This is a genomic window from Pedobacter sp. 05L430, assembly GCF_056397585.1.
On record NZ_JBFTNT010000134.1, the window covers coordinates 1 to 10,502 of the forward strand.

The window sequence follows — 10,502 nt, forward strand, 5'->3', positions numbered from 1 at the left end:
ATCACCCCTGAAGGGGTATTTTTTTCATTTACCTCAAAATACCCCTTCAGGGGTGAAAAGAAACACGATATCCCGGTTTAATTTTGATTAGAAACTTTGAGCATTCAAGTTGACTGATTTGAGTTAAACACGCTAATTTAATTGTGATGAGTAGTAGTAGTAGTAGTAATAGTAGAATACTTGTTGGTGATAATGAAATTATAAGTCAAAATTCTTGTACCAGCAGCTTTACTGGTTTAACAGGAAAGTATTCCATTAATATGGTATTTAATGGCGCTGCGGACTATAAAGTAAACAAAAGGGAGTTGCGATTGCATCCGGAAAACTTTATATTTTTAAATAATTATACAAATTATTCCAGCAGAATTGATTCAGCAATACCGGTAAATGCACTATCTGTTTTCTTTGATCCGCGTTTCGTTCAGGATTTCGAATATTCCAGAAAAAGTGGCGCTGTTTTACTGGATAACCCATTTGATTATAAATATGAGAACCCGGTTTTTGTAGAGTCTATTTATCCTTTGCAGGGCGCATTAAAAGATAACCTGCTAAATCTTGCAGGGCTTATCAATCGCAACACAACCAACCAATTACTTTTGAATGATTGTTTGCATGATTGTTTGTTAAATTATTACAGCATATACAACACTGAAGTGGTAAACCGAACTGCATCATTAAAGTTCCTTAGTCATGTTACCAAATCTGAAATATTAAGACGCCTGTCTATGGCTAAGGATTATATCATTAGCAATTACAATAAGAACATCCGACTGGATGATATCGCACAGATGGCTTGTTTGTCGATAAACCATTTACTTAGAACTTTTAAACAAGCTTATCAGCAGTCGCCACACCAGTTTTTAACAACATTCAGACTTCAGCAAGCCAAATACTACTTAAGAAATACGGATTATCCGGTTAGTGAGATTGTAGATATGGTGGGCTTTGAATGCCCAAGTTCCTTTATCAGGTTATTTAGAAGTTCATTTAACGTTACTCCCGGCCAGTACAGGTAATCTGTACCGTATACGATGCTTTTAGAGTACGATATGTGTTTAGTTTAATTTTTTTTAAAAAATGGTTATGAAAAGAAAAATTCTATTGTGTATGGCGATACTGAGTATCTCCTTCACTTTTGCATCTGCTGATACTGATAAACCAGTGGCAAGTGTGAATTTAAAATCAAGCTCTGTAATAGAAGCTTACATTGACGCGAATGTTCATTGTAACGCGGCATTACTTAATCAGGTGATGGATAACGAGGCTGTGCTAAAAATAACCAGGCAGGGCAAAATTGTAGAACAAAACAAAAGGGACCTGGTAGACTTTTATAAAAGAAGAGGCGACATTACATTAAACTGTACCTCCAATTTCGAGATTTTATCAACTAGTGATTGCGTAGTGATGGTAAGGGTAGATTTTAAATATCCATTGTTTACGCAAGAGAACTATGTAACTGTTGTAAAAGACCAAAACGGGATTTGGAAAATAAGTCAGATCCACAGATTTAATGGCTAAAAAAGAATTGGTGAGTTTCGCTTATTCACCATTAAGTCCTAAACCTATATTTGAACCAGGAAGCCCGGCAATAAGTTTGGATAAATTTAAATTTGGGTTAGTTAATAATAGAAGTCATCCGATAGGTAGGATGACTTTTTTTATGGCTGCTCTTTGAACTGGCTGCTAATACGTTCAAACTTCTCTATTAAAAGATCCAAGCGCTCTTTCTCTCTTTTTAAATAAGCTTTGCGCAAAAAGGTTGCACATAATGCCATCCAGAAAACAGAGAAGGAGGTTATTCCGATCTGAAACCATAATTCCAGGTTGTCGAGCATTTCGTAGAAATAAAGGACAAAACCAAGGCATATTGCTGCAGCATAAAACCAATATAGCTTGTTGTATATAGAGAATTTATTTAACTGATAGATCTTTAATTGCGATAAAAATTCATTGGGATGTTGGGTGAAATCATTCCTCGATATTATTTTGTAATCCTTATATAGAATAAAGGTAGATACAGCTATTGCTATAATAATGATGCCTAAACCGGCAGGTGTTGTCCAGGATGTGAATGGATAAAATATTAAAAGAGCAACAAGAGATGCAAAAGAAATCAACATTCCGGCAATGTTCAATAGTGACCTTGTTTTGATGCCTGATACTTCTTTTTTTGCCTGCGAAAGCATTTCCTCAGAAGAGATTTTTACCTCCACTGAATGTGATTGCCAAAGCGATTGTATATGATCAAATTCTTGCATGTTGATTGTATAGTTCTGTAAGTTTTTGTTTAATGCGATGAATTTTTACTCTTAGATTCCCTTCACTGATGCCAGATATATCGGCTATTTCATTGTAAGGTAGTTCGTCGAGTACCATTGTAATTATGAGGCGATCGTTTTCTTCTAATTTTGATATTGACTTGTAAAGTAGTGCAACCTGTTCGTTTTTTTCCGACAATTCCTCTGGCCTGTTTTCGATAATATTGTCTGTAAGCTCATCTTTTGCCTGTCTTTTTTCTGATCTTAAATAGGTTAAGCAAGTATTGACTGCGATACGGTAGATCCATGTCGAAATCAAAGATTTATTACGGAACTTATCTAAATTCTGCCAAACTTTTAAAAATGTTTCCTGAAGAAGATCATTTGCCGAGTCTTCGTCGCCAGTATAACCATAACATAAATGGAAGATTTTCTTGGAGTTTGTGTCGAAAATTTGCTTAAATAACTGATCCTTTTGTTCCATTAATTAACGGCTGATGGTAGTTTGATCGTTGTAATCTTTAATTGTTACAACAGGTTGCGGTATCAAAAATAATAAATGTTTGCGGGCTTACCACAATTAATTACTTTTGTTGCCACTAAAAACTAATTTATGAAACAAAACCGCATCGGGCTAATTACGTTGATATTTATTACAATTGCTACTTTGCTCGGAGTTTTGAAAGATTTTGACATTGTTGCCGTTCCAGATAACATAATGATGGCAGTGCGTTGGATTCTTGCAGCGGAGCTGTTTGTTTATGCCGTTATTAAAAAGAATCTAACTACCTGGATATTGGTCTGTATGATTTTAGGAGTTTTTATTGGGATAGATTATCCGCATGTAGCTATAGCATTACAACCACTAAGCAAAGGTTTTATTAAACTCGTAAAAACTATAGTTGGTCCAATATTATTTGCAACCCTGGTTTATGGTATTGCTGGTCATTCTGACTTGAAACAAGTGGGCCGAATGGCCTGGAAATCTATGCTGTACTTCTATTGCGCCACCACAATGGCATTATTTATTGGATTGGCAGCAATTAATATTTCGCAGGCTGGAGTAGGGGTTAATATTGAAAATATGCCTCATAACGAATTGCCGAAACCCGTGAAGGATTTGACCGATGAAAGCATTCTGCAGAGTTTACCACACAGCATACATTGGTTGTATAAAACACTTGCCTTTTTTAGAAACGTTTTCCCTGAGAATATAGCGAAATCTATCTATGACGCTCAGATCTTACAGATCGTGATCTTTTCTGTGATCTTCGGTATCGGTTTAGCTATGGTAGACGAAAAGAAGCGAAAGCCTATGGTTGATTTTTGTGAAAGCTTATCTGAAACCATGTTTAAGTTCACAAATGTGATCATGTATTTTGCCCCAATTGGAGTAGGGGCGGCTATGGCTTACACAGTTGGACATATGGGAGTAGATATCTTAAAGCATTTATTTATGCTGGTGGCAACCTTGTATGCGGCATTGCTGGCTTTCATTCTTATTGTATTACTGCCTATAGCTTTATATATTAAATTACCTATACGGAAGTTTATCAATGCAATAAAAGAACCGGTATCTATTGCTTTTGCTACAACCAGTTCTGATGCAGCGTTGCCTAAAGCAATGAGTGCAATGGAAAAATTTGGAGTTCCGCGTAAAATTGTATCATTTGTAATTCCAACTGGTTACAGTTTTAACTTAGATGGAACAACATTATACCTTTCATTAGCTGCTATCTTTGTGGCCCAGGCTGCAGGAATGCATTTGTCATTTGGCGATCAGTTATTGATTGTTTTCACGCTTATGATTACCAGTAAAGGAGTGGCTGCAATACCAAGAGCATCTCTAATTATTTTGATAGCTACTGCAGATCAGTTTGGTCTTCCAACATTTATTATAGCCGCAATTTTAGGGATAGATGAGTTGATGGATATGGGTAGAACATCATTAAACGTAATAGGAAACTGTTTAGCAACAGTAGTAATTGCAAAATGGGAGGGTGAATATAATCCTGACTATGAAGCGCCAATAGAAGCTTAATTTATGACTAACAAAGGAAAAAAGATTTTTTTAGCACTAAGTATTGTGGTGCCGTTCTTGATTTATTGCATTGTATATTATACCCCAATGATAAAGAATGCCCCTTTCAGGTCGGCAGACTTTGTTTCATTTGAATACAAATGGGGAGTAGGGAAAACCCTTGCCAATAGTTATAATTCTGCTACAGGCGATTATCAATACCTTGATGATAAAGACTCGCTGGTTAAGACCCATGTGAAGCTTAGAAAAAATGACATGATCTATTTGCACAGCAAAGCAAATGAATTGGGTTTGTGGAATTTTCCAGGTGTGATTGCAAATAACGGGTCTGACTTAAATTCGCCTAAGATACTGCGTTATGAGATCCAGTTCAATTACAAAACAAAGTCAAAGAAAGTGATTTATTTGACTGATTATAACGAAATACCTAAGCTGAGAGATGTTGCAGCTCAAATGCAAAAGCTTATTGGACAAAGTATAAATGACGCTGAAGAACGTTACGGGAATAAAAAGTAATTCTGTTGTGGATTTAGAAAAATTAATTCTATATTTGCACCTCGATAAAAATAAACAATTTAAAATAATAAATATTTAACAATGTACGCAATAGTAAATATAGCAGGACAGCAATTCAAAGTTGCAAAAGACCAGCACCTTTTTGTACACCGTTTACAAGGAGATGAAGGCGCTAGTATTGAATTTGACAATGTATTGTTGGTTGAAGATGGTGGTAAAATCTCTGTAGGAGCTCCTACATTGAAAGGTGCTTCAGTTTCAGCTAAAATCGTGTCTCATTTAAAAGGTGATAAGGTAATCGTTTTCAAAAAGAAACGTAGAAAAGGTTACAAAAAGAAAAACGGTCACCGTCAGTATTTCACCAAAATCCAGATTTCTGGTATCAGTTTATAATTAGTTGTTAAACAAAGATTACCAGGTTAATCAGGTAATTAATAAAATATAAAACAAGATGGCACATAAAAAAGGAGCCGGTAGTTCGAGAAACGGACGCGAGTCGCATAGCAAACGTTTAGGTATCAAAATATTTGGTGGTCAGGAAGCTATCGCTGGAAACATTTTAGTACGTCAGCGTGGTACAAAACATCATCCAGATAAAGGAGTAGGTATTGGTAAAGACCATACTTTATTCGCTTTGGTTGATGGTACTGTAATCTTCAAAAAGAAACAAGATAACAAATCATATGTTTCTGTATTACCTACTGTAGCTAAAGAAGTTGTAGAAAAAGCACCTGTTGTTAAAAAAGCACCTGCTAAGAAAGCTGCTGCTCCTGCAAAGGAAGTTGTTGCTGAAAAAGCACCTGCAAAAAAAGCACCTGCTAAAAAAGCGGTTAAAGCTGAAGTAGAAACTAAAGCAGAATCTGCAGAATAGTAAGATATTTACTTTATAAAAAAAGGGTTTCAGCATATGTTGAAACCCTTTTTTTATAAAGTAATGCCAAATTCTAATGCCCATTCGGGTGGTTGCCTTTGAATTTTTCAGTTTTGATTTCAATTAGCTCCTGTTCAAAGTTCTCTATTGCCTTTTTAAAGCCTGCAAGGGATTTCTCAAGATTATTGATTAAAGATTGGATCTTATTAACCGATTCATTGTCTTCGGAATTTTGCGGCTCCCCATGCAAAATCCATTCATAACTTTTGCTATAATATCTGGCGATTAAGTGTAGTGTGTCAAAAGAAGGAAACTGATTTCCTAACTCTATTTGTGAATAATTACTTCTGGATATATTCAATGTGTTAGCTATAGCCGCTTGGGATAAATTGTGGTCTAATCGCAAGTTTTTGATCCTTTCTCCGATACTTACTTTTGACAGTATTTCTTGCATAATTGATTTATATTGTGTTGATTTGTATACGGTCAAATTAGAAACCCATTACCTGGTTGCAAATTCTAAACCATAAATAAATTAGGATAATTATTAGTGTAGAATTGCACCATAGACCTTATGAGTATTAAGCCAAAACTTATAAAAAAATTAAAAAATCCGTGTAAAAAATGAATTGTGGGCAATATAATAGTTTAGATAAGATTAACAATGCTGGTTAGTAGTGTGTGGGAGCATTCATCTTGTTCATTTTTTCTAATTGATAGAAAAAATGAATTATTATTTTTCAAAATTGTTCCTGATAATAATTTACGGGAATTTATTACTGGCTCGCCTAAAATTGGGGACAATGTTGAGGAAATAATTACGCAAATTTATAAATATAAATTCCTAAAACTACTTGAAAAATGTTTTAACAATAAATGTTTCAGCATAGAGGTAAGAATCCCTTCTGCTAATGAAGGGATAGACTCATCTTTTCAGATCGTGTTTACTCCTTTAATGAAAGATAAGATTGAACAGGTTGTTTGCACCATTATAAAGAATCACGAGCGCCTGGATCATTTAAGGAAACTTAATGATTATTCTCATCTTACTTCTCATCAACTACGCTCACTAACGGCTAATGTATCGAGCTTATTTAACGTTACAAGCTATAGTCGATTGGGAGGTTATGATGTTTCAAAGATAAATCAGCTACTAAGCGATGTTAATTACCAGGCCAAAAAACTGGATAGTGTAATTAAGGAACTCTGCATTTCCCTTAGCAAGCCCGGAACTGATAATCAGCCAGAAAATGAGGGCTTAGAACCAGAGAAAAAACATGTGGTACTTGTTGATGATGACCTGATGACCATTAAAGTGCATCAGGCTTTGATAAGAAATCAACATAGAGAAAAGCAGGTTGTTTTGTTCAATAATCCTGGAAATGCACTGGATTACATCAAGCAGAATAAGCCCGATCTTATTCTCTTGGATTTACATATGCCTAATATTGATGGTCTTAGATTTCTGAAGATGCTGGACGAAAGCAAGATTTCTATTGATGTTGTTATTGTCTCCTCATCAGTTGATCCAATGGATAGAACAATTGCAAAATCATTTTCCTTTGTGAAAGATTTTATTGCTAAGCCACTTACCGACGAAAAAGTAAAATCAATATTTGATCACTAATGTTCTCTGCTCATCAGCTCCTCAGCTAATTTAATAATTTCAGATTTCCTGGATTCAGCTATTGTAATCTTGTTTAAGGCTGTAAATGCCTTGTCAAGATAGCTTTTCATTTCCTGTGTGGCCAACTCCCTGATCTTATAACTATGGTATAGGTCGGTAATGTGTTTGATTTTATCTTCTGTGTTCTTGTTGGTAAATTGATCGGTAAGTTTAGTATGATCTTCTTTGCTCACTAATTCCTGTAATTTTAGCAAAAGAAAAGTTTTTTTGTTTGCTATGATGTCACCGGCTATTTGTTTTCCAAATTTCTCCGGGTCGCCAAACACATCCAGAATATCGTCTTGCAGTTGGAAAGCAATGCCCAGATTTTCTCCAAACACGTAAATAAGTTCCGCTTCTTCTGGTTTTGCCTTTGCAACAATTGCACCCAGTTTCATTGCGCCACCTAATAAAACAGCTGTTTTAAGGCGTATCATATCTATGTATTCGGGAATGCTTACGTCGCTACGGTTTTCAAATTCCATATCGAGTTGCTGACCTTCACAAACCCCTTGTGCAGTGGTATTAAACGTATCAAGAGCGGGTTTTAAAATACTTACATCAACATTTGTAATGTGTTTGTTTGCTTCAACCATCATCACGTCGCCACTTAGTATAGCAGTATTTGTACCCCACTTTTCATGTACAGTTTGCTTTCCTCTTCTAAGTGGGGCATTGTCCATAATGTCATCATGAATAAGCGTAAAGTTGTGGAATGTTTCAATTGCCATTGCCGCGGGCAAAGCCTTAAAAATATCGCCACTAAATAAATCTACTGCCATTAATAGCATAGTAGGTCTTACTCTTTTGCCGCCTAAGCTCATAATATAGCTTATGGGCTCATATAAGTTGCCAGGATATGTTGGGTATTGGATTTCGCTTATTGCTTGTTCTACGTGCTTTAATAATTCTGAAGGAGAATGCATTCTTTTGATTGTTGTTGTCTAATCCTGTACTAAAATAAAATCTATTTGACGTTTAGCCAGATCTACTTTCTTTACTTTTACCTTTACCTCGTCGCCCAATTGGTATTTTTTCTTTTTACGCTGGCCCACTATGCAGTAGTTTTTTTCATCGAGTACATAGAAATCATCAGATATATCACGAAGCCTTATCATGCCTTCACATTTGTTTTCAATGATCTCAACATACATTCCCCATTCTGTAACTCCGGAGATGATGCCAAGGAAAGTATTTCCTATGTTTTCTTCCAGATATTCAGCCTGCTTATATTTAATAGAAGCACGCTCTGCATCAGCAGCACGTTTTTCCATTGTTGAGGAATGAGAAGATGCTATTTCATATTCTTCTTCATTTGCAGACTTTTCGTTGTTTAAGTAAGCAGCCAGAAGTCTGTGCACCATAACATCGGGATATCGTCTGATAGGAGAGGTGAAATGGGTATAGTGGTCAAAAGCCAATCCGTAATGACTAGTCTTTTTTGTGGTGTAAACAGCTTTTGCCATAGAGCGGATGGCAAGTTGTGTTAATACATTCTGTTCCTTTTTCCCCTCAACATCTTCCATCAGGTAGTTCAGTGATTTTGCAATCTCCTTATCCGATTTCATATTTATCTTATAACCAAAACGGGCTGCAAAAAGTGCAAAATTACCCAGGTTTTCGAGATTAGGGGAGTCGTGAGAACGATACACAAAAGTATATTTCTGCTTTCCTTTTCCTTTTTTAGCAATGAACTCAGCTACTTTTTTATTGGCAAGTAACATAAAGTCTTCTATAAGCTTATGGGCATCTTTACGTTCTTTAACATACACGCCAATTGGTTTGCCTGTTTCATCAAGTTTAAATTTAACCTCAGTACTTTCAAAACTGATGGCACCATTTTTAAACTTCCTGTCGCGCAAGATATAAGCCAGCTCATTAAGTTTCAGAATTTCATCAGCGTAATCACCTTCTTTATTTTCAATAACTTCCTGAGCCTCTTCATAACTAAAGCGTCTGTTCGAATGGATAACCGTACGGCCGAACCATTCTGTAATGATATTTGCTTTATCATCAAGTTCAAACACTGCTGCAAAGCACAGCTTGTCTTCGTTTGGACGTAGGGAGCATACACCATTACTTAAACGTTCTGGAAGCATAGGAATCACCCGATCTACCAGGTAAACTGAGGTAGCTCTTGAATAAGCTTCTTTATCGAGATGACTATTAGGGATAACATAATGAGACACATCAGCAATGTGTACACCTATCTCATAATTTCCATTTGGTAATGTTTTAAAAGATATGGCGTCATCAAAATCCTTGGCATCGGCCGGGTCAATGGTAAATGTAACTGTTTCTCTAAAGTCCTTGCGTCCTTTTAAGTCGGCAGCAGTAATTTCTTCAGGTATCGCATTTGCTTCATTTTCAACCTCAGGCGGAAATACCAAAGGAAATCCAAACTGAGCCAGGATGGCGTTCATTTCAGTGTTATTCTCGCCCTGCTCGCCAAGTATAGTTGTTATTCTTCCAATTGGATTCTTAACGCCTTCTGGCCAATCAGTAATGCTAACCTGTACTTTTTGTCCATTTTTAGCTCCGTTTAGGTCGCTTAAAGGAACAAATATATCATGGAGCATTTTACGATCGTCAATATTTACAAAAGCAAAACGATCAGAGATCTTTATCACTCCAATGAAATCAGTTTTTGCACGGGTAATGATCTCAACTACTTCGCCTTCATTTTTACGGCCACTTTTTTTAGCGTAGATGTAGACTTTTACGGTATCACCATTTAGTGCATTATGAAGTTTGCGTGCTGATACAAAAATGTCTTTTTCAAACTCATCTTCCGGAACTACAAATGCAGAGCCATCAGCGGTCATGTCTACTTTACCGATAACGAAAGTTTTCAAATCCTTTAAGCGGAATTTCCCCTTTTCTGGTTCTAAAAAAACACCCTTTCTCGATTGTTCTTTAAGTACCTCAAGAATTGTTTCTCTTGCTTCAGGATCTGTTATATTTAATTTAGCTGAAACCTGTTTGTAGTTCAGTGCCTCATTGCTGTTTTTTTCCAATACATCACTAATCAATTGTATTAAAACAAGTTCTAAGTGCGATGTTTTCTTTTTTGCCATAATAAAAATATGAATCACCCGAAGGTAACAATTTGAAGCGATAGATTGTTGTATTTTGTACCTTTGCTTAGGC

Annotated in this window: 12 protein-coding genes; 7 read left to right on the plus strand and 5 right to left on the minus strand. The window is 36.0% G+C overall.

Going from position 1 to position 10,502, the window contains the following annotated elements:
• The first annotated feature begins 146 nt into the window (after positions 1-146).
• Positions 147-1,016 carry a helix-turn-helix transcriptional regulator gene (locus AC1DG9_RS16605; protein ID WP_337715121.1) on the plus strand — a complete coding sequence of 290 codons (870 nt, stop codon included), beginning with the start codon at positions 147-149 and terminating at the stop codon, positions 1,014-1,016.
• A gap of 67 nt (positions 1,017-1,083) precedes the next feature.
• Positions 1,084-1,518, plus strand: a complete 435-nt coding sequence (locus tag AC1DG9_RS16610) for a nuclear transport factor 2 family protein (protein WP_172663763.1) — start codon at positions 1,084-1,086, stop codon at positions 1,516-1,518.
• A gap of 140 nt (positions 1,519-1,658) precedes the next feature.
• Here AC1DG9_RS16610 and AC1DG9_RS16615 read toward each other — a convergent pair whose 3' ends face one another.
• Both AC1DG9_RS16615 and AC1DG9_RS16620 read right to left on the minus strand, forming a co-directional pair.
• Positions 1,659-2,258 carry a hypothetical protein gene (locus AC1DG9_RS16615; RefSeq protein WP_172663762.1) on the minus strand — a complete coding sequence of 200 codons (600 nt, stop codon included), beginning with the start codon at positions 2,256-2,258 and terminating at the stop codon, positions 1,659-1,661.
• The gene (locus AC1DG9_RS16620) at positions 2,245-2,742 is read right to left on the minus strand and encodes an RNA polymerase sigma factor (RefSeq protein WP_048904569.1); all 498 of its coding nucleotides are present in this window, start codon (positions 2,740-2,742) and stop codon (positions 2,245-2,247) included. Before AC1DG9_RS16620 ends, AC1DG9_RS16615 begins: the two co-directional genes overlap by 14 nt.
• 129 nt (positions 2,743-2,871) lie before the next feature.
• Here AC1DG9_RS16620 and AC1DG9_RS16625 point away from each other — a divergent pair, with 129 nt between their 5' ends.
• The 4 genes from AC1DG9_RS16625 (at position 2,872) to rpmA (ending at position 5,686) form a co-directional block, all read left to right on the plus strand.
• Positions 2,872-4,299, plus strand: a complete 1,428-nt coding sequence (locus AC1DG9_RS16625) for a dicarboxylate/amino acid:cation symporter (protein WP_172663761.1) — start codon at positions 2,872-2,874, stop codon at positions 4,297-4,299.
• 3 nt (positions 4,300-4,302) lie between these two features.
• Complete coding sequence (locus AC1DG9_RS16630; RefSeq protein ID WP_172663760.1) at positions 4,303-4,815, plus strand: hypothetical protein; 513 nt, start codon at positions 4,303-4,305, stop codon at positions 4,813-4,815.
• An 81-nt stretch (positions 4,816-4,896) separates the two neighbouring features.
• Complete coding sequence (gene rplU, locus AC1DG9_RS16635) at positions 4,897-5,208, plus strand: 50S ribosomal protein L21 (RefSeq protein WP_048904572.1); 312 nt, start codon at positions 4,897-4,899, stop codon at positions 5,206-5,208.
• 58 nt (positions 5,209-5,266) lie between these two features.
• Positions 5,267-5,686 (plus strand): 50S ribosomal protein L27, encoded by a 420-nt coding sequence (rpmA, locus tag AC1DG9_RS16640; protein ID WP_172663759.1) that lies wholly within the window; start codon positions 5,267-5,269, stop codon positions 5,684-5,686.
• 73 nt (positions 5,687-5,759) lie between these two features.
• Here rpmA and AC1DG9_RS16645 read toward each other — a convergent pair whose 3' ends face one another.
• Positions 5,760-6,140, minus strand: coding sequence for a helix-turn-helix domain-containing protein (locus AC1DG9_RS16645; protein WP_172663758.1), 381 nt, complete (start codon positions 6,138-6,140; stop codon positions 5,760-5,762).
• A gap of 210 nt (positions 6,141-6,350) precedes the next feature.
• Here AC1DG9_RS16645 and AC1DG9_RS16650 point away from each other — a divergent pair, with 210 nt between their 5' ends.
• Positions 6,351-7,313: a response regulator gene (locus AC1DG9_RS16650; protein WP_337715119.1), complete on the plus strand. Its 963-nt coding sequence runs from the start codon at positions 6,351-6,353 to the stop codon at positions 7,311-7,313.
• Here AC1DG9_RS16650 and AC1DG9_RS16655 read toward each other — a convergent pair.
• Both AC1DG9_RS16655 and rnr read right to left on the minus strand, forming a co-directional pair.
• Positions 7,310-8,278 (minus strand): polyprenyl synthetase family protein, encoded by a 969-nt coding sequence (locus AC1DG9_RS16655; protein ID WP_337715118.1) that lies wholly within the window; start codon positions 8,276-8,278, stop codon positions 7,310-7,312. The two genes, AC1DG9_RS16650 and AC1DG9_RS16655, sit on opposite strands and share 4 nt — an antisense overlap.
• A gap of 18 nt (positions 8,279-8,296) precedes the next feature.
• Positions 8,297-10,429 (minus strand): ribonuclease R, encoded by a 2,133-nt coding sequence (gene rnr / locus AC1DG9_RS16660; RefSeq protein ID WP_172663755.1) that lies wholly within the window; start codon positions 10,427-10,429, stop codon positions 8,297-8,299.
• Between the last annotated feature and the right edge of the window lie 73 nt (positions 10,430-10,502).

What these genes read in the sequence shown, in the direction of transcription:
- AC1DG9_RS16645 (WP_172663758.1), bottom strand. Translation starts at nt 6,140, where the DNA reads ATGCAAGAAATACTGTCAAAAGTAAGTATCGGAGAAAGGATCAAAAAC.
- AC1DG9_RS16615 (WP_172663762.1), bottom strand. Translation starts at nt 2,258, where the DNA reads ATGCAAGAATTTGATCATATACAATCGCTTTGGCAATCACATTCAGTG.
- rpmA (WP_172663759.1), top strand. Translation starts at nt 5,267, where the DNA reads ATGGCACATAAAAAAGGAGCCGGTAGTTCGAGAAACGGACGCGAGTCG.
- AC1DG9_RS16620 (WP_048904569.1), bottom strand. Translation starts at nt 2,742, where the DNA reads ATGGAACAAAAGGATCAGTTATTTAAGCAAATTTTCGACACAAACTCC.
- AC1DG9_RS16610 (WP_172663763.1), top strand. Translation starts at nt 1,084, where the DNA reads ATGAAAAGAAAAATTCTATTGTGTATGGCGATACTGAGTATCTCCTTC.
- AC1DG9_RS16650 (WP_337715119.1), top strand. Translation starts at nt 6,351, where the DNA reads ATGCTGGTTAGTAGTGTGTGGGAGCATTCATCTTGTTCATTTTTTCTA.
- AC1DG9_RS16655 (WP_337715118.1), bottom strand. Translation starts at nt 8,278, where the DNA reads ATGCATTCTCCTTCAGAATTATTAAAGCACGTAGAACAAGCAATAAGC.
- AC1DG9_RS16605 (WP_337715121.1), top strand. Translation starts at nt 147, where the DNA reads ATGAGTAGTAGTAGTAGTAGTAATAGTAGAATACTTGTTGGTGATAAT.
- rnr (WP_172663755.1), bottom strand. Translation starts at nt 10,429, where the DNA reads ATGGCAAAAAAGAAAACATCGCACTTAGAACTTGTTTTAATACAATTG.
- AC1DG9_RS16625 (WP_172663761.1), top strand. Translation starts at nt 2,872, where the DNA reads ATGAAACAAAACCGCATCGGGCTAATTACGTTGATATTTATTACAATT.
- AC1DG9_RS16630 (WP_172663760.1), top strand. Translation starts at nt 4,303, where the DNA reads ATGACTAACAAAGGAAAAAAGATTTTTTTAGCACTAAGTATTGTGGTG.
- rplU (WP_048904572.1), top strand. Translation starts at nt 4,897, where the DNA reads ATGTACGCAATAGTAAATATAGCAGGACAGCAATTCAAAGTTGCAAAA.